The following is an 18,046-nucleotide window of genomic DNA, read 5'->3' as shown; positions in this document are numbered from 1 at the left end:
CGTTATTTAGCCGGGCGCCTTACAGACCGATTCAGTTAAGCCAAGGATTCTGCTACACTCTGCGCGCCTAATTTAACGCCTCAGAAGACATGACTATGACTCTTGCAACTCAGGTTTTGGCGGTCAACGACGACTTGCCTATTCGCACTCATTTGCCGGTCCATTCCGGTAAGGTGCGCAGCGTGTATTGGTTAACCAGCGAAGACAGCGCCCGGCTGATCCGGCAGAAAAACTACCCGGTTGCCGCTGATACGCCGCTGGCCATTATGGTAATTAGCGATCGCATCTCTGCGTTTGATTGCATCTGGCATGGTGAACACGGTTTAAATGGCGTACCGGGCAAAGGCGCGGCGTTAAATGCGATCTCTAACCACTGGTTCTCGCTGTTTAAACAGCACGGCCTGGCCGACAGCCATATTTTAGATATTCCGCACCCGCTGGTGTGGATAGTACAAAAAGCCCGGCCGGTAAAAATTGAAGCGATTGCCCGTCAGTATATTACCGGCTCAATGTGGCGCGCCTACAGTAAAGGCGAGCGCGAGTTTTGCGGCATCACCCTGCCTGAGGGGCTTAAAAAAGATCAAAAGTTGCCTGATATTTTAATCACCCCGTCCACCAAAGGCATTTTAACCGGCCTGGACGGCGTGCCCGAGGCTGATGACGTTAACATTTCTCGTGCCGATATTGAGCGCCACAGTGCTGCCTTTGGCTTTGAGCGAGCTTCCGACATCGACTTATACGAGACGCTGTTAAAACAAGGTTTTGGCGTAATTAGTGATGCCCTGGCTAAGCTGGATCAGATTTTTGTTGATACCAAATTTGAGTTTGGCTACGTCAAAGATGCCACTGGCCAAAGCAAACTGATTTATATGGATGAAGTGGGCACGCCTGACAGCTCACGCATTTGGGATGGTGAGAGCTGGCGCAGTGGCAAGATTGTCGAGCAGTCCAAAGAAGGCTTCAGGCAGTGGCTGCTCACTAACTTCCCTGAGCCGGATATTCTGCTGAATAAAGACCGCATGCCAGAGCGTGCAGCCTTAGCCCGCGACAATGCGCTGCCAACCGAGGTGATGATGGATATCTCGCGCACCTATTTAGGCATAGCCGAAAAAGTGATTGGGAAAAAGATTGAATTGTCGGCCAACCCGAAAGCCGAGATTATTGCCGTGCTGGATAAAGAGTACGGTTTAATTAACCGCTAAGCACTCGACACTCAGTACTCAACAAAGCCCGCATCGCGGGCTTTGTTGTCTGTGTTACAACGTTTTGGTCATAAAGTATTTCGCCCCGCCGGCAAAGGGGTAATCCTGCTGCACCCACTGCACCTGATAGCCGTGGCGCAGATAAAATGGCTTGGCCTGAAACTCCAGCGTATCTAACAGCACAAACTTGCAACCGCGCCGTTTGGCTATTTGCTCAGCCTCATTAAGCATGGCACTGCCCAGGCCTTTGCCGCGCTCAAGGTCGGCTAGCCAAAACGACTCTAAATAAAACCAGTTACCAAAGGTGCGCCCTGCCAACATGGCAATCAGCTCGCCACGGCTATTCAGTTTTTTTAAACCCAAGCCCTGCCGTTTGCTGGCATCCCAATGTTTGGCATTAAACTCTGCAATTTTTTGTTTGGCCTGCTCTGCAAAGTGGCTACTGTTATCGGCAATAAAATCGGACATCTCAACCCACCTCTTGTTAGCTGGTGCGACAGTGTAATCAGCTGTTAGCTGGCAGCACAAGCAGCTGATGGCCGGCGGCGCAAAAAACAAAGGCCGCCAAAGCGACCTTTATCGTTATACACCAGCGTAGAGCTTTACAGCTTTTCCAGCTTAACATCACCACTTACCGTTGTAAGCTCAACACTGCCATCGCCGCTGCCCAGGGTAAATTGCAGGCTACGGGAAGGGCCATACTTAGCCTTACTGGCTTTATCACTACTGAGCGTATTATCGATACTGCCACCGGCAGAGGCTTTAACATCGAAGCGAGCGCTGATATTGCTATCCAGTGTCAGTTCAATGTCACCACTAACGCTGCTGCCACTGATGCGTGGTGCACTGCTGTCACGCAGCGTCACGTCAATCTCGCCGTTTACCGTGCTCAGCTTCAGCTGCGTGGTGCCGCTTAGTTTAATATCGGCATCACCGTTTACCGTGCTAACACTTACCTCTTCTGCGTTGCTGCTGGCGTTAATCTCGCCGTTGACCACCTCATAACTTATCCGACCGCTGGAACCGTTATCTTCGATTTCGCCATTTACTGAGCTCAGCTCAATGCGGCCACTGCCGCTACTGAGTTTAATTTCACCATTTACCGTACTTAATTTGACGCTGTTACGTAAATCGGTGGCGGTAATTTCACCATTTACCGTGCCAATCTGGCTGCTGCCGTGAATACCGCTCACACTGACATTGCCATTAACGCCTTTAAACTCAACGCTGGCCCCGACCGGCACTTCAAAGCTAAGCTGGGCGGCATTACTTTTGTCATTCCAGTTGTAGTTCACCTGGCGAGGCATGGTCATTTCAAAGCGGGTAAAACCGTCTTTGCTGTCAAACTCATAGCCAGTAGCTTTCTCATCCAGTTTGCCACTAACGCTAAAGCTGTTGCTGTCGACGGCTTTAATGGTTATTTCACCACTCATCACCTCAATATAAATTTTTTCATTCGCTGATACGCTAACGCGTTCATTCACCGCGGTACGCGGGTCGGCAATCGCCAATTGGCTTACCGCCAACAATACTAATCCTGCCAGGCCGGTAAACCGGATTTTGCTTGCTGTTTGCATACGACTCTCCTAACTGATAACTAAAGGTTGTTGCAGCGTGGCTTGCTGGATATAGCTAAGCTGCTGTTGATACAAAAATTGCAGCTTCGCGAGTAGCTGCGGTTCATCCGGATAAAATTGCAGGGCCTGGCGCACCTGAGCGATGGCCTGATCCCAAATCTGTAATTGCTGCTGCCAGTTCTCAAAGCCTTCTGCAACCGCCACCACCTGGCTTAGCTGCTGCGCTTTTTGCTGCTCATACACCTGTAGCAACATCAGCTCAGCATTGGGCATAGCAGCACTACGCTCGTTTGCTGGCGGCAGCAGCACCAGCTGCCAACTGACTAAACCCACCAGTAACAGCGCGGCGGCGCTGGCCCAATACGCCAGTATCGGTTTCGCTTTTTGCTGCTGTGGCAAGCGACTGACAATGTCCGGCCATAAGTCGCGCTCTGGCGCGATACTGTTCGTTAAGCCACGGATAGCGTTATCTAATTGCTGCTCATTCATCAGCTAACCACTCCTGTAATAATTGTCTGGCTCTGAAGTACTGCGCTTTAGAGGTCCCCTCTGCAATACCCAGCAAGCTTGCGATCTCCTGATGCTGATAGCCTTCCAGCGCAAACAACACAAACACCGCTCTGGCCTGCGCCGGTAAACGTTGTATCGCTTGCTCCAGTGGTACCTGCTCACTGGCGCACGCCACACTGGGTTCAGCAAGTGTGATCTCATCGCTGCTGTCGGTCAGGCGCAGATATTTATCTTGTCGCCAGCTATCAATAGCGGTGCGGGTCGCTATGCTGTGCAGCCAGGTAGCAAAGCTGCTGTCACCGCGAAACTGTGGTAACTGCTGCCATACCTTAATAAACACTTCCTGGCTGGTGTCTTCTGCTTTTTGCCTGTTGGCTAAAAGCCGCCAGCAAATAGCATAAACCCGGCCGATAAACTGCTGATACAGAATATAAAATGCTTGCTTATCGCCCTGTTGTGCCGCCGTTATGGCCTGCAACAGCTCCGTTGTCATAACTGCCCTTACTGGCCGGTGTTTTGCGTTATTGTAGGGTTAGTCGTACGCGGGTCGCTAAGGGTTTAAATAAAGATAATTTTTTTGCAAGAAAAGCGGGAGCCGGGCTCCCGTCACTAAAGGGGTGAAATAATCCAGGAAGGAAGGTGTAACGGGCGCAATTATCGTAGGTTTTCGTGGCAGTTGTATGACAACTTCTGCACTACGTCAAAAACCATTCGGTTATTGCACAAAAAAAAGCCGGACAAATGTCCGGCCAAAATATCACTAACAAGTTAAGTACAATCAAGCACTAGGAGGAACAGATCTGCACTTGCAGACCTGACTTAGTGTGCCGGCAAAGTGTGACAACCAGATGATTTTTCTGCGTCATATCGGTTACCATGTCATTCTTTTTCGACTGAAATGGCAGTATGAGCGCCAAGCCACAGCAGCGATTAGCAAAATATATTGCGATGTCTGGTCATTGCTCGCGCCGGGCGGCAGAGCGTCTTATCACCCAAGGCCGGGTAAGTGTGAATGGCATTTTGGCCAAACATACCGATACTGTCAGTAATGATGATGTTGTGATGATTGACCAGATAGTCCTGACACCGGCCAGCACGTTGCAGTATCTGGCATATCACAAACCTGTGGGCGTCGATTGCAATAACAGACCCGAGGATCCATCTAGTCTTTATCAGCTGCTGCGCACCTTACCACAACGCCTATTTGCCGTTGGTCGCTTAGATAAAGACTCGTCGGGTTTATTGTTGCTAACAAATGATGGCGCCCTGTGTCAGCGCCTTATGCACCCAAGCTTTTATCATGAAAAAGCCTATCAGGTACAAACCGACAAGACATTAACCGCAGAACATATTGAGAAGTTAGCCTCTGGCGTAAGCTGGCAGTTGGGCGCGACGCAATACCACTCCCGGCCCTGCCCTGTGATACAAACCGGTGAACACATTTTTGATATCACGCTAACCCAAGGCCTACATCGACAAATTCGTTATATGTGCAAAGCAGTGGACTTAAAGGTGCTCAAACTGCAGCGTTATCGCATTCATAACCTGCTGCTTGGCGATCTAGCTGCGGGTGAGCTGCGGGATCTTCGCGCAGACGAACTATCCACGCTGCTTGCGCTTAGCGATAACATACAGCCAGAGGCATAGCATCAGCGTAACGCCGTACATCAATAAAGCGCCAACAACCACACCGCGCCAGTGCAACCACTGCCAAAACGGTTGCAGATACAAACTGCCGGTACTGGCACCGACATAATAAAACACCAGATATAGCGCACTGGCACTGGCTTTGGCTTTTTCTGCACACTGTGTTACCCAGCTGCTAGCCAGTGAGTGGGTGAGGAAAAAACCAAAGGCATTAATAAAAAAACCACTGACAATAAGCCAAAGCTGGCAACTTAACGTTAAACAGGTACCCAGCATTAAAATGATGACGCCGAGCGCCATACCCAGAGGCACCGGCATGCGCTGCGCTAATTTACCGGATAAGGCAGAACCTATGGTGCCGGTAAAATAACTGACAAACAGCAAGCCAATCCAGAAACTGGAGAGCTGATAAGGTGCATCTGACAGAACAAAAGCGATATAGGTGTATTGATTGAGAAATATAAAAAAGTTTAAGCCGCCAATCAGGTAAGTCAGCAGTAGTAACGGCTGGCGCAGATGAAACAGATTATTGCTAACGGCATCGGCTATACGAAAAGGCTTAGCATTAAAACGGGCAGCAACAGGTAAATCACGCCAGATAAGGTAACAGCTTATTACGCCTAATAGCGCCATAGGCCAGAACACCCATTGCCAATGGCCAATATCAGCCAAAGCGCCGGCCATCAAGCGGCCACTAATACCACCCAGCGAATTGGCACTGATGTAATACCCCACCGCCGCGACCAGCGCTGGCTTGCTGTACTCCTCGCCCATATAGGCGATAGCGATTGCTGGCAGGCCGCCAAGAAAGAAACCTTGTAACGAACGAAACAGGATAAGTGAGCTAAAGCTTTCAACCTGAGTCAGCGCCACTGTTGATAGCGTCATCCCACAAAGCGTTATGACTAATAGCTTTTTTCGCCCCCAGGCGTCTGACAGAGCAGCATAAATCAGTAAAGACACCCCAAGGCACAAAGTACCCGCGGCATAGGCCCAGTTAGCTTGCAAAGGTGTAAGCGAAAACTGCCGGCTAAGCTCGGGCAATAGCGGCTGTAGTAAGTGTAAATTGGCAAATACCACCACAGCAGCCAAACATAATGCGAAGGTGGCGCGATAAAATGCCGGACTTTTATACTCTATCAACGCTACGCAGCCTTTGTTTAAAATGGCTGCATTATAAACGAAACCAACGTCAATTAAGTGCTTCAGCACAATAAAAAAGCGGCACTCAGGCCGCTTTTTGTATCATGTGTTAGGCTATCAGAACTTCAGGCTGTAACGTACACCAAACTCACTGGCATCATTGCTCATAATACGCAGAATATAGTCGCCGGTATTTAAGCGGGCGTTGTCATAACGCTTATCAAAAATATTCTGGCCATACAGCGCTACTGTCCAATTGGCATCGGCAGGCACATAGCTGATATCCATATTAACTAATTCACGGTTATCAATCAGTGTTAATCGGCCTGGATCAGAACTTGGCTCACCGTACATCTCACCGCGGTAGGAGTAGTCGATTCGCGTGGTTATCATGCTGCCATTTTCCAGCACAAATTCATAAGATGGGCTGATAGAGGCTGTCAGCTCTGGTGTTAATGGCGCTACCGGTTTCACGCCATCCTGCTCATCCACATCAACATCGATATAACCTAAGCTGGTATGCAATTTAAAGCCATCGGTAACGTAAACCGTGCTTTCCCACTCAACTCCCCGAGAGCGCTGTTTTACCACCAGATTGGTGGTATTAAAACCGCCCACTGCCGTTGTACTTACCTGATAGGGCAAATCATCATATTCGGTATTAAATAACGCGATACTCATGCTGATATCGCTGGTTACCTGGCCTTTTACACCAACTTCGTAGTTAACTGCAGTAATGTTATCCGACGCTACAAAACACGCTGGGTTGCCGAATAAACAGTAAGGCCGCGCCGGGAACTGCCCTGACTGATAACCACTTTGAACGCTACCATACAGGTTCATGCCATTGTCCAGGCGATAATTTGCCGACAAATCAAAGCTTACTTGGCTCCAATCATCTTCTGCGGCAAAAGGACCAATACCGACATTTGCCACCGCCGACTTTTTGTCCTTGTTATAGCGCACACCACCGGCGATGCGTAGATCGTCGGTCAGGTTATAGCCTACATTGACAAACACCGCGCGACTGGTTGCCTCTTGATCCAGTTCTAACAGGTTTACACCAGCATTAAAGCGGGAATCCTCGCCCTGACGGTTGCTGCCTTCTTCCTTAAACCAATACAAGCCAGAGACAAAATCAAAGTCGCCAAAGTAACCGTTTAACTGCAGCTCGGCTGACGTTTGATCAGCTTCCCCCCGCTCTGGATAATGGTCCAGCGCGTAAATAGTGCCGTCATCATCCAGGCCAGCTTTGTACTCAGACGAGCGACGGCTGATAATAGCGCGGGTAGATAAGTTATCACTAAAGTTCCAATCTGCGGTTAACGAAATGCCGTCAGCCTGGTTGCTTACTTCGGTAACTTCTTTGGTGCCGGTAGCGTTGTCATAGGGGTTAGCCGCGACATCGGTATTGCGCAGTGGGCCAGATGGCAATGGCGAGCCAAACCGCTCACCGGTGTAGTAAGCACCCGTTGGCACTTCGTCAATTAATGTCGTGTAAGGCCGCAAACCACCTTCACCATCGTTTGCATCGGCCGTCAGTACCAGGCTAAAGTCTTTGTTCGGTGCAAATTTTACCGACAAACGACCATACGTATCTTCTGTTTCACCGACGTCATATTTTGCATCAGGTACGTTAATAAACTTACCCAAGCCATCGCGCCTGTTGTAACCGGCATTGACGTTAAATGACACCTCTTCTGTCAGGCCTGCATTAACAAACACATCGCCTTTAACACGGCCACGGCTACCGGCTTGTAAGGTTACCTTTCGTAGCGTGGTTTGGTCCGGCTGCTTGGTAATAATATTTATCGCACCACCAATAGAGTTACGGCCATAGAGTGTGCCTTGTGGGCCGCGCAATACTTCAACACGTTCGATATTATTCAGGTTCCAGTTTTGCCCAACCTGACGGCCAAGGTATACCCCATCGACATAAACGCTAACACCAGGATCAGTCGTGATCAGGTGATCCTGCAAACCAATGCCGCGAATGAACGGGTTAGCCGATGAAGTATGGCCTGCGGAGAAACCGGTAACGTTAAGGTTTGGCACAAACTTACCCACATCGGTTAAATCTGTAATGCCCTGCTCAGCCAGCGCATCACCGCTAAAAGCGCTGATTGCCACCGGCACTTCATAAATTACCTGCGCCCGTTTGGTTGCGGTAACGGTGATTTTTTCTATTTTGCTTGTATCTTCAGCACTCTCAGTAGCTTGTTGCGCCAGCACAGAGCCAGACAGCACACCACTTAAAGCAAGGGTTAATAAACTTAGCGACGTAGTCAGTTTGTGTACTGAATTGTTGTTTTTGCTATTCAATGTCGTCTCTCCACAAAACATTTCACCGGGCGGCTTCCCAGCGTCGCAATAGTATATCTGATCCTGCTAACACGCTAAGCAGCCCAGGTTATCTTTTTATGTGTTTAAATCTGTATCTATTCAGCATTAAAAAAATATTTTCAGCACCACCTAAAGTTTTAACCTCTGCTGCCGATAACCGTGAAACGACTATACTTATGCACGTTATGTCGGTGCCAGTCATGTCGGCCAGAATCAGGAGCAGCATCATGGCGATATCTTCCTCAAATACATCCGCCGGTAGCACAGCGGTAAACCAGCCCGCCAAAAGTAATAATGCACCAGCAAAATCAGACGATCCTCGTAATGTAAGAGAGCAAGCCCGACAGGTACAAAACACGGCCATTTTAAAAGCCAATGAGCAGGTGTCACTACGCAGCAATAATGACTCGTTAAGCCTGCTATACAAAACCGCGCTGGAAGGCATTAATACCGAGCTTGAGCCTGTGATGGGCGAAAACGCCGCGCAAAAGATTTACGACAGCGGCATAGATACCTCGCCAGAGGCTACGGCAGAGCGGATTGTGTCTTTTGCCACGGGCTTTTATGGCCGCTATAAAGAGCTAAACCCAGACAAAAGCGAAGAAGAGAACCTGAATAATTTTCTTAGCATTATCGGTGGCGGTATCGATAAAGGTTTTGCCGATGCCAAAGATATATTAAAAGGCTTAAAAGTGTATGAAGGCGAAGTAGAAAGCGGGGTTGATAAAACCTACAGCCTGGTGCTGCAGGGGCTAAATAACTTCCGCGAAAAAATGCTCGAGCTTGCGGGTAACAATCAAGACGCTGACACCACAAGCAATGTCAGCAACAACAGCACGGTTTAAACCGTGCTGTGCTCTTTTGCCTTGTCGGCCGTTTCGCCATTATGTAGCCGGGTGACCAGCAGCTGATCAATCTTGTAGCTGTCGATATCTACCACCTCAAACTTATAGCCACCGTGCAGCACAAAGTCGGTGCGTTTCGGAATTTTGCGCAGGCTGTACATCATAAAGCCGGCTATAGTTTCGTAGTTTTCCGGACTGGGAAAACTGTCGATATCCAGCACCCGCATCACATCCTGCAGCGGCGTTAACCCCTCTACCAGCCAGGAGTTGGCATCACGCGCCACAATTTGCTCTTCTTCAGAGCTGACCAGCTCGCCCATCACAATACTCATTACGTCTTTGAGCGTAATAATGCCGACCACCAGCGCATACTCGTTCATGATGATGGCAAAATCGACACCAGCCGACTTAAAATGCTCCAGCACTTCATATAATGACAAGGTATCGGGGATGATCAGCGGCGAGCGCACTATGCCTTCTTTTTTCAGCGAAATCGGTTGGTTATGCAGTACCTGCATCAGAATATCGCGGGTATCGACATAGCCCACGACCTTATCCAGCACACCATCCACTACCAAAAACTTGGCATGCGGGTGTTCCGCCAGCTTGGTTTTGATATTGTCCTGTGTTTCATCCAGAGTGAAAAAGATCAGGCTTTCACGCGCTGTCATTGCCGACGTTACCGTGCGCGATTCCATATCAAATACGTTTTCCAGTAACTGATGTTCATGCTCTTGCAGCACCCCCGCCTGAGCACCGGCTTCCATCATGGCAATAATATCGTCTGGCGTAATGTCGTCTTTTCGCATGGTTGGCACGTTAAACAGGCTGAAAAACCAGTTAGCTAAGCCGTTAAACAACCAGACAAAGGGCTTCAACAACGTAATTAACAGCAGCATTGGGTTGACCACCCGGGTGGCAATTTTCTCCGGTGCTATCATTGCCAGCCGCTTAGGCATTAAGTCGGCAAACAAAATAAACAACGAGGTGACAAAAAACACCGATAAAGCAAAACCGGCACTGCTCACCCAGCTGCCGTTAAACATCAGCGCCAATAAAGCGCTGAAATAAGGCGTAAAGGCGGACTCGCCCAAAATACCGCCCAGAATTGCCACCGCATTTAAGCCAATTTGCACTATGGTAAAAAAGTTGCCCGGATGCTCTTGTAGCGCCAGTACTTTCTCAGCGTTGGCATTGCCTTCACTGGCCATCAGCCGCAAGCGCATTTTGCGCGATGCCGCCAGCGCAATTTCAGATACTGAAAAAAACGCGCTGCCCGCCACTAATAACAGCATTAGCAACATATATTCCAGCGTGGTCATATTTACTCCCGTAAAACTGCGCCGCCAAAGCGGCTCATAACAGCTGCCAGTATAGCGCTGTTAGATGACGAAACCTGCTAAGGTGCTGAAAATATTCAGCGAAAAAATATCGTCTGGCCAGCGCAATAACCTAAAGCCACACTATACTTCAGACGATAATCCCCCCCTGCCCCGGAGGCACTATGAAAACTTTGCTCGTTCCCGTTATGGCGTTATTGCTAAGCGCACCAGCGCTGGCTGATGATCAGTTATTCAGCAGTATCTGCGGTTATGTAAAAGACGACAACCGGAATCAGCTGCGTAAAACCCTGACCGATAACAAACTAAACGTCCGTAAAATCTTTGACAGCCTAAAATGTGACAACGACAACCTGCTGCAATTTGCCGTTCGCAGTGATGCCTACGAGTCCGGTACTTTTATCATCAAGCAAATGCCGGCAAAAACCCTGGCCGAGTTTGATTATGACAGCTGGGCAAACAGTAACGGCTTTAGCGCTTCGCCCTTGGTAAACGAAATACGCGCCCGTATTGGCCAGTAATAAACGTGTTGTCATAAAAGTTATGGCTGCAAAGATGATATATTGCAGCCGTAACGCTAGCTTTTCGGCGAGTCAGATTAGCGCAAAGGCCAGCGCCAGGCTACGACCGCTTAATACCAGGCTTATTAACAGCACTATGCTACCCAGTACATTCTGCCAACGGTTGTTTTTGTATTGCCCCAGCACTGCATGGTTCATCGCCAGTAATAAGCAACAGCAAATCAGCGGCAGTAAAATGCCATTCGCCACCTGCGCGAACCAAATCACCTGCACAGGACGAATACCCAGTGATGCCAGCAGCACACCGCAAATGATAATAAGCAGCCAGGTTAAACGAAACAGCGGCTGGGTCAAATCCAGCGGCTTACCTAAAATGCCCGCCAACGCATAGGCGGCGGCTAAAGGGGCGGTAATGGCCGATGATAAACCTGCTGCCAGCAAACCCAATGCTAAACACCAGGTAGCGGCATTACCAAATAACGGCATTAAACTCTGTGCCAGCTGACTAACATTCTCCAGTTGCTGGCCGCTGCCAAAAAAGGCCGCAGCCGCAGTGGACACTATCGCAATGGAGATCAGACCGCCAAGCGGTATCGCCATTGCAATATCAGCCCGTGCAGCGCTAAGTGCCATTGGCGTATCAAGCCGCGCTTTCGGCCATTTTTGTGCCGCGCTGGCCGCATGCAAAAATAACGAATACGGCACCACGGTTGTGCCAATCAACGCAATTACGGTTAGTGTCGCCCCGGCAGGCAGCTTCAGCAAAAACATGCCATTTAGCAAAGCCATTACATCTGGCTTAGTCAGCACCATAGTGCCAATAAACGCCAGGCTCATCAGTAGCACCAGCACAATTAAACAGCGCTCTATCCACTGATAGCGGCCAAACCACAGCACTGTGGCGGCGATAACCCCCAGCAACAGTGCCCACAGATTGAGGCCGCTGGCCGCCTGCCAGTGGCGGATAACACTGATATGGCCAAACAGTGCATCGGCGCCCAATGCCGCCCCGCTGATATTACCGCCCTGATAAGCGCTATTGCCAATGACAATAGCCGCAATAACTAACAGCAACAGCGGCCAGCGCAGCAGCGGCTGTGTCACTAGGGTTCGCAGGTTTTCTCCCAGCCCCTGGCCGGTGACGATACCTAAGCGCGCCGCCATTTCCTGTAGAATCGTGGTCGCAACTACCGAAAATAGCAGCGCCCATAACAAGGCATAGCCAAAGTTGGCACCAGCCAGCGAAGCAGTGATCACCGTGCCGGGGCCAATAAAAGCGGCGGTTACCAGCGCTGCCGGGCCAAAACGGGAGCTTTTTGTTGTCATCAATAGTGGTTAACAAGCAGACATGGCGCTACCTTAGCACAAGGCAGCGCCATCAGGGCAAGTGGCTTTTACAATAAGCCCTCTTTAGTATCCAGCTGCTCACGCCGGTGCTGCTGGGCAATTTCCTCGGCTAACTGCTGCTTAGTGCGCGTTTCGCGCAGGCGTCGCTCGGTTAACCAGAAGAAAAACAGCGGCACCACAAACACCGCCAGAAAGGTGGCTGCCATCATACCGCCCATTACACCGGTACCAACACTGTGGCGCGCACCGGCGCCGGCACCGCTACTGAGCGCCAGTGGTACTACACCTAAGATAAACGCCAGTGAGGTCATAATAATCGGCCTGAACCTTAAGCGTGCTGCTTCCAGAGCCGCCGTACCGGTGCTCCAGCCCTGCTGGGTTTTCATCAGCGCATATTCGACGATTAAGATGGCATTTTTCGCCGCCAAGCCTAATAAAGTCACCAAACCAATCTGGAAGTACACATCATTGGTTAAGCCGGCGATCCATACCGCCACCAGCGCACCGAAGATACCAAACGGCATCGCCAGCAGCACCGACAGCGGCAACGACCATTTCTCATACAAGGCCGCCAGAATTAAAAACACCATCACCACCGCCATGCCAAGCGCCAAACCTGTAGTGCCACCACTGCGTTTTTCCTGAAAGGCACTGCCGGTCCAGTCGTAGCTGATATCCGGTGGCAAAACCGTATTGGCCAGCCGTTCTATTTCCGCAATCGCCTGCCCTGAGCTATAACCCGGCGCAGCATTACCCAGCAGTTTTACCGCTGGCAGGTTATTGTAGCGCTCCATATTATCCGGGCCCGAGCTGTACTGGATATTGGCAATCGCCGACAACGGTACCATTTCGCCAGTGCTGCTTTTGACGTAGATATGCTTAATGTCATCCGGCTGCATGCGATACTGTGCATCGGCAGACATCAGCACCTGCCAGGCCCGGCCGTACTTATTAAAGTCATTAACGTAGTAAGTGCCGAGCGTGCCAGCCAGCGTATTAAAGGCATCGCTTACCGGTACGCCCAGCGCTTTGGCGCGCTCGCGATCCAAATCGACTTTTAACTGCGGTGTATTGGGCCGCCACAACGTTTGCACGCCGGCTAAAATAGGGCTTTGTGCCGCTGCACCCTGCATTATACCCATGGCTTCGGCCAGTTTTTCCGGCCCGCCGTCACCACGATTTTGCAGGTAAAACTCAAAGCCCCCGGTATTACCCAGGCCAAAAATCGGCGGTGGGTTAAACGCCAGCACCAGGGCTTCATTAATATGGCCGGTTTTCATAAACAGCTCGTTAACTAAATCGCTGGCACTGATATCACGCTCATCCCAGTCCTGCTGCGTCACGAAAATCGTAGCAGCGCTGTTTTTATAACCGCCGCCGATAAAATCAAAACCGGCAAAGCTGACAATATCTTTATTGGCCGGGTTAGAGCGGATAGCCGCGATCACTTCATCAGTAACACGCTGGGTGCGCTCTAAAGAGGCGCCATCAGGCAAAAAGATCGCTGCAATATAAAAGCCCTGATCTTCATCCGGCACCAGGGAGCCCGGTGTAGCGCGCCACAGGCCGGCAGTGATGAAAATCATCCCTGCTACTAATACCAGTGCAAGCAAACCACGGCGCAGGAAAAAGCCAACAGTGGCAACATATTTACCGGTAATACGCTGGAAGAACGCATTAAACCAGAGGAAAAACTTCGCGGTTTGCTTATGCTCATGGCGCAATATCGCCACGCACAGCGCCGGTGTCATTACCAGTGCCACCACGCCGGACAAGCTGACCGAGATGGAGATAGTGACAGCAAACTGACGGAACAGCTCGCCGGTTAAACCGCCTAAAAAGGCGATAGGCACAAATACCGCACATAGCACCATCACTATGGCCACTACCGGGCCGGATACTTCCTGCATGGCTTTTATCGCCGCATCACGCGCCGATAAATGCTCTTCGTGCATGATGCGCTCGACGTTTTCCAGCACCACTATGGCATCATCCACCACGATGCCGATAGATAACACCATACCAAACAGCGTAAGGGTGTTGATGGAATAGCCCAGCATATACAGGCCGGCGAAGGTGCCAAGCAACGAAATCGGCACCGCAAGAATAGGAATTAAGGTAGCGCGCCAGTTTTGTAAAAACAGATACACTACTAAAAACACCAGCAGCATAGCTTCGGCCAGGGTTTTTACTACCTCGCGAATGGACACTTCAACAAAGCGTGTGGTGTCATAAGGCGTAGCCTGATCCAGCCCTGATGGAAAGCGCTGTTTAAGCTCAGCCACAGTAGCATTTACTTCTGCTGCGACATCCAGCGCATTGGCGCCTGGCTGCAGAAAAATACCCACCAGGGTGGCCGATTTGCCGTTGTACTGGCCCGAAAAGTCATAATCGCGTGAGCCAAGCTCGACACGGGCAATGTCTTTAACCCGCAAACTGCTGCCGTCGGCGTTGGCGCGGATAATGACATTTTCAAACTCTTCTACCGTCGAGAACCTGCCCTGCGCCGTTACGGTGTACACCAGCTCCTGCGCATCGGCCGCGGTGGGTGTAGCACCAATTTTACCGGCAGCGAACTGGGCGTTTTGCTCGCGCAGTGCACTGGCTATCTCAGGCACGGTAACCTTTGACTGGCTCATCTGATCTGGCTTTAACCAGATGCGCATCGCATAGTCTTTAGCACCGAAAATTTGCACATTCGTGGTGCCAGGAATACGTTTTAGCCTGTCCAGCACGTTTAGGGTAACGTAGTTTGAGGTCCATAAATCGTCACGGCTGCCATCGGGCGAGTAAAACGCCAATACCTGCAAAAAGCTTGATGAGCCTTTTTCTACCGTAATGCCCTGGCGCCGCACTTCTTCGGGTAAACGCGCTTCTACCTTGCTGACACGGTTATTCACGTTTACCGCGGCCTGATCGACATCGGTGCCAATTTCAAAGGTAATAAAGATGGTGGTCATGCCCGAACTGGTCGAGGTCGATGACATATACATCATACCCTCGACGCCGGTAATGGCATTTTCCAGTGGTGCTGCCACCGTTTGCTCCAGCACTTCGGCCGAGGCACCGGGATACATCGCCATGACCTGCACCACAGGCGGCGCAATTTCCGGGTACTGTGCCACCGGTAGGCTGCGCATAGCGGCTAAACCGGCCAGGCAGATAAAAATACCGATAACAAAAGCAAAAATCGGCCGGTCAATAAAATAACGCGAAAACATAGTCTGATCCCTGCCTGTTAGCCCTGAGTATTAGCTGGTGCCAGTTGTACCGGCATACCGGGGAAGAAAATACGTGCCATACCCTCAACAATCACGGTATCACCGGCTTTTAAGCCGGATGTAATCACCCAACCATTATCGCCGTTCAGTTTGACCCAGTCCCCCACTTCCACCGGCGCCGGCAATGCGACTTTACCGCCCTGCTCACCGTCAGCTAACAGATAAACAAATTTGCCGGTGCCACCGTCAAGCACCGCATTTTGCGGCACGACAATAGCGTTGTGGCGCACAGCACCTTCAAGCTCAATACGGACAAACTGGCCGGGGCGCAGCAAATTATCAGGGTTGCTAATTTCCGCTTTCATTTCGCTGGTACCGGTTTGGCTGTTAATGCGCACATCGGCAAAATCTACCACACCGGTCTGGTTATATTCAGTACCATTGGCCAGCAACAGCTTTACCTGCCATTGCTGTGGCAGGGTTACCGCACCGTTTTGCGCCTCAGCACGCAGTTTTAGCTGCTCGCGCTCGGCGATGGAAAAGCGCACATACATAGGGTCAAGCTGTGTGACATAGGTCAGCAACATGTCCGGGCCCGACACCAGGGTACCTTCAGACACCAGCTCACGGCTTACCACACCGGCAATCGGCGAGCGCACCTGGGTATAATTCAGCTGCAGCTGCGCCTGCTGCAATACTGCTTCAGCGGTTTTCACATCGGCTTTGGCTACATCCAGCGCTGACAAGGCATCATCTAACGCCTGCTGCGATACCGCACCGTCTTTACGCAGCTGCTGCAAACGGGTTAAGGTGCGCTCGGCCTGGGTCTGGCGTGCTTTGGCTGCACTGAGTTCCGCCTGATTACGGTTTACCGTCGCCTGAAACGGCGCCGCATCCAGGCTAAACAGGCTTTGCTCTGCGCTGACTTTAGCGCCTTCATTAAAGTGGCGTTTCTCTAAAATACCGCCCACCCGGGCACGAATTTCCACCTCGCGCGACCCCGCCAGCAGCGCCGGGCTTTGCAGCAATAACGGTACGCTTTGCGGCTCTACTTTTAATACATTAACCATGGCCGGCGGCATACCACCGCCTTGTTCTGCTGCGTTTGGTGCATCAGAGCAACCTGATAACAGTGCAAGGGGCAGTAACACTATTGCGCTAATGGCAACACGAAAAAAAGCAGAGCTGGTTGTCATAAAAGTACCTGTAAGCGATCCGTCTGAGGCTGCAATTTTGGCAGCGGCAGGTGCGGTAGTTTTAGCTGAAACACAATTGATATGAATAAACGGCAGTAAAATAGCATATTTCTTACCGATCGGTAATGAAATATATATGAAGATTTGTAACAAGGATTTGACTATAAAGCCAGGCCACGATGAAAAAGGGCCTGGCTATGGTTGCTTTACGGCTGCAGATCGGCGCCTTCGGCCTCTACCGGTGGGCTTAGCATATCTTCGCGGCTTAGGCCCAACAGCTCCGCGATGGCGCTGGCGACATAGATAGACGAGTAAGTGCCTACGGCAATACCAAACAGCAACGCGGTGGCAAAACCGTGAATGAGCGCGCCGCCTAAGTAAAACAACACCAGCAGCACTAATACTGTGGTTAGTGACGTAATGACGGTGCGGTTTAACGTGGACGTAATGGCTTCGTTAATCGTTTCAGCGACGGTTGCATCGCGCAATTTGCGAAAGCTTTCGCGGATGCGGTCAAACACCACTATGGTGTCGTTTATCGAGTAACCAATCAGCGCCAGTATCGCTGCCAGCACCGTTAAGTCAAACTCCAGCCCCAACACCGAGAACAAACCCAGCGTTAACACCACATCGTGCAGTAATGAAGCGACCGCACCCACTGATAAACGCCATTCGAACCTAAGCGCTACATAAATTAAGATGCCGACCAACGCCACCAACATGGCCAGGCCGCCGTCTTGTTTGAGCTCAGCCCCGACGCTGGGGCCGACAAATTCGACCCGGCGCACATTCACCGCACCGGCATCACTTGCATTCAGTGCTGTAACGACTGCATCACCAATTTGCGCCTGCACTATATCGGCCCGCAGCGGTATACGGATCAGCACGTCGCGACTGCTGCCAAACAGCTGCACCACGGCATCGTCAAAGCCCGCTGCACTTAATGTTTGCCGTACCGCAGGCAAATCGGCCGCTTGCGCAAAACCCACCTCAATGACGGTACCGCCAGTAAAGTCCAGCCCCCAGTTAATGCCGTTAATAAAAAACGACGCTACCGAGCCACAGAGTAACAACAGCGATAACACCACCGCCGGCCATTTTAAGCGCATAAAATTCAGCGGTTTTACAAAGTTAAATACTTGCATCTTGTGCTC

The 18,046-nt window shown here is 50.7% G+C and carries 15 protein-coding genes; 4 read left to right on the top strand and 11 right to left on the bottom strand.

The genetic code is table 11. From position 1 onward, the window contains the following. The first annotated feature begins 95 nt into the window (after positions 1 to 95). Positions 96 to 1,202 carry a phosphoribosylaminoimidazolesuccinocarboxamide synthase gene (locus tag ABGI61_RS06770; protein WP_347598812.1) on the top strand — a complete coding sequence of 369 codons (1,107 nt, stop codon included), beginning with the start codon at positions 96 to 98 and terminating at the stop codon, positions 1,200 to 1,202. A 54-nt stretch (positions 1,203 to 1,256) separates the two neighbouring features. Here the strand turns inward: ABGI61_RS06770 and ABGI61_RS06765 are convergent, their stop codons facing one another. The 4 genes from ABGI61_RS06765 to ABGI61_RS06750 form a co-directional block, all read right to left on the bottom strand. Further along, positions 1,257 to 1,670, bottom strand: a complete 414-nt coding sequence (locus ABGI61_RS06765) for a GNAT family N-acetyltransferase (RefSeq protein WP_347598809.1) — start codon at positions 1,668 to 1,670, stop codon at positions 1,257 to 1,259. A gap of 134 nt (positions 1,671 to 1,804) precedes the next feature. Beyond that, positions 1,805 to 2,779, bottom strand: a complete 975-nt coding sequence (locus ABGI61_RS06760) for a DUF4097 family beta strand repeat-containing protein (protein ID WP_347598806.1) — start codon at positions 2,777 to 2,779, stop codon at positions 1,805 to 1,807. 9 nt (positions 2,780 to 2,788) lie between these two features. Further along, entirely contained in the window at positions 2,789 to 3,268 is a 480-nt protein-coding gene (locus ABGI61_RS06755) for a hypothetical protein (RefSeq protein WP_347598803.1), read from the bottom strand. Next, positions 3,261 to 3,782: an RNA polymerase sigma factor gene (locus ABGI61_RS06750; RefSeq protein ID WP_347598800.1), complete on the bottom strand. Its 522-nt coding sequence runs from the start codon at positions 3,780 to 3,782 to the stop codon at positions 3,261 to 3,263. Before ABGI61_RS06750 ends, ABGI61_RS06755 begins: the two co-directional genes overlap by 8 nt. 413 nt (positions 3,783 to 4,195) lie before the next feature. On the opposite strand from ABGI61_RS06750, the gene ABGI61_RS06745 reads away from it, so the two are divergent. Beyond that, a complete protein-coding gene (locus ABGI61_RS06745; RefSeq protein ID WP_347598797.1) occupies positions 4,196 to 4,936 on the top strand; it encodes a pseudouridine synthase in 741 nt (246 codons plus the stop codon). On the opposite strand, the gene ABGI61_RS06740 is transcribed toward ABGI61_RS06745, so the two are convergent. Further along, positions 4,889 to 6,079 carry an MFS transporter gene (locus tag ABGI61_RS06740; RefSeq protein WP_347598794.1) on the bottom strand — a complete coding sequence of 397 codons (1,191 nt, stop codon included), beginning with the start codon at positions 6,077 to 6,079 and terminating at the stop codon, positions 4,889 to 4,891. The two genes, ABGI61_RS06745 and ABGI61_RS06740, sit on opposite strands and share 48 nt — an antisense overlap. Before the next feature lie 117 nt (positions 6,080 to 6,196). Beyond that, a complete protein-coding gene (locus ABGI61_RS06735) occupies positions 6,197 to 8,401 on the bottom strand; it encodes a TonB-dependent receptor (protein ID WP_347598791.1) in 2,205 nt (734 codons plus the stop codon). 248 nt (positions 8,402 to 8,649) lie between these two features. On the opposite strand from ABGI61_RS06735, the gene ABGI61_RS06730 reads away from it, so the two are divergent. Continuing rightward, positions 8,650 to 9,267 (top strand): DUF5610 domain-containing protein, encoded by a 618-nt coding sequence (locus ABGI61_RS06730; protein ID WP_347598788.1) that lies wholly within the window; start codon positions 8,650 to 8,652, stop codon positions 9,265 to 9,267. Here ABGI61_RS06730 and paeA read toward each other — a convergent pair. Beyond that, positions 9,264 to 10,589, bottom strand: coding sequence for a polyamine export protein PaeA (gene paeA, locus ABGI61_RS06725; protein WP_347598785.1), 1,326 nt, complete (start codon positions 10,587 to 10,589; stop codon positions 9,264 to 9,266). The genes ABGI61_RS06730 and paeA overlap by 4 nt on opposite strands. Positions 10,590 to 10,771: 182 nt before the next feature. On the opposite strand from paeA, the gene ABGI61_RS06720 reads away from it, so the two are divergent. Then, positions 10,772 to 11,128: a DUF3718 domain-containing protein gene (locus ABGI61_RS06720; protein ID WP_347598782.1), complete on the top strand. Its 357-nt coding sequence runs from the start codon at positions 10,772 to 10,774 to the stop codon at positions 11,126 to 11,128. A 72-nt stretch (positions 11,129 to 11,200) separates the two neighbouring features. On the opposite strand, the gene ABGI61_RS06715 is transcribed toward ABGI61_RS06720, so the two are convergent. The 4 genes from ABGI61_RS06715 to secF form a co-directional block, all read right to left on the bottom strand. Beyond that, positions 11,201 to 12,454, bottom strand: a complete 1,254-nt coding sequence (locus tag ABGI61_RS06715) for an Nramp family divalent metal transporter (protein ID WP_347598779.1) — start codon at positions 12,452 to 12,454, stop codon at positions 11,201 to 11,203. A 68-nt stretch (positions 12,455 to 12,522) separates the two neighbouring features. After that, positions 12,523 to 15,696: an efflux RND transporter permease subunit gene (locus tag ABGI61_RS06710; RefSeq protein ID WP_347598776.1), complete on the bottom strand. Its 3,174-nt coding sequence runs from the start codon at positions 15,694 to 15,696 to the stop codon at positions 12,523 to 12,525. A gap of 17 nt (positions 15,697 to 15,713) precedes the next feature. Beyond that, entirely contained in the window at positions 15,714 to 16,892 is a 1,179-nt protein-coding gene (locus ABGI61_RS06705) for an efflux RND transporter periplasmic adaptor subunit (RefSeq protein ID WP_347598773.1), read from the bottom strand. A gap of 206 nt (positions 16,893 to 17,098) precedes the next feature. After that, positions 17,099 to 18,037, bottom strand: a complete 939-nt coding sequence (gene secF / locus ABGI61_RS06700; RefSeq protein WP_347598770.1) for a protein translocase subunit SecF — start codon at positions 18,035 to 18,037, stop codon at positions 17,099 to 17,101. Positions 18,038 to 18,046: the final 9 nt, after the last annotated feature.

Origin of the sequence: Rheinheimera fenheensis (assembly GCF_039871805.1) — a bacterium.
GTDB classification, from domain to species: domain Bacteria; phylum Pseudomonadota; class Gammaproteobacteria; order Enterobacterales; family Alteromonadaceae; genus Alishewanella; species Alishewanella fenheensis.
Note: the sequence above shows the minus strand (reverse complement) of the source record. Positions and strands in the feature narration are given on the sequence as shown.

What these genes read in the sequence shown, in the direction of transcription:
- ABGI61_RS06770 (WP_347598812.1), top strand. Translation starts at nt 96, where the DNA reads ATGACTCTTGCAACTCAGGTTTTGGCGGTCAACGACGACTTGCCTATT.
- ABGI61_RS06765 (WP_347598809.1), bottom strand. Translation starts at nt 1,670, where the DNA reads ATGTCCGATTTTATTGCCGATAACAGTAGCCACTTTGCAGAGCAGGCC.
- ABGI61_RS06760 (WP_347598806.1), bottom strand. Translation starts at nt 2,779, where the DNA reads ATGCAAACAGCAAGCAAAATCCGGTTTACCGGCCTGGCAGGATTAGTA.
- ABGI61_RS06755 (WP_347598803.1), bottom strand. Translation starts at nt 3,268, where the DNA reads ATGAATGAGCAGCAATTAGATAACGCTATCCGTGGCTTAACGAACAGT.
- ABGI61_RS06750 (WP_347598800.1), bottom strand. Translation starts at nt 3,782, where the DNA reads ATGACAACGGAGCTGTTGCAGGCCATAACGGCGGCACAACAGGGCGAT.
- ABGI61_RS06745 (WP_347598797.1), top strand. Translation starts at nt 4,196, where the DNA reads ATGAGCGCCAAGCCACAGCAGCGATTAGCAAAATATATTGCGATGTCT.
- ABGI61_RS06730 (WP_347598788.1), top strand. Translation starts at nt 8,650, where the DNA reads ATGGCGATATCTTCCTCAAATACATCCGCCGGTAGCACAGCGGTAAAC.
- paeA (WP_347598785.1), bottom strand. Translation starts at nt 10,589, where the DNA reads ATGACCACGCTGGAATATATGTTGCTAATGCTGTTATTAGTGGCGGGC.
- ABGI61_RS06720 (WP_347598782.1), top strand. Translation starts at nt 10,772, where the DNA reads ATGAAAACTTTGCTCGTTCCCGTTATGGCGTTATTGCTAAGCGCACCA.
- ABGI61_RS06715 (WP_347598779.1), bottom strand. Translation starts at nt 12,454, where the DNA reads ATGACAACAAAAAGCTCCCGTTTTGGCCCGGCAGCGCTGGTAACCGCC.
- ABGI61_RS06710 (WP_347598776.1), bottom strand. Translation starts at nt 15,696, where the DNA reads ATGTTTTCGCGTTATTTTATTGACCGGCCGATTTTTGCTTTTGTTATC.
- ABGI61_RS06705 (WP_347598773.1), bottom strand. Translation starts at nt 16,892, where the DNA reads ATGACAACCAGCTCTGCTTTTTTTCGTGTTGCCATTAGCGCAATAGTG.
- secF (WP_347598770.1), bottom strand. Translation starts at nt 18,037, where the DNA reads ATGCAAGTATTTAACTTTGTAAAACCGCTGAATTTTATGCGCTTAAAA.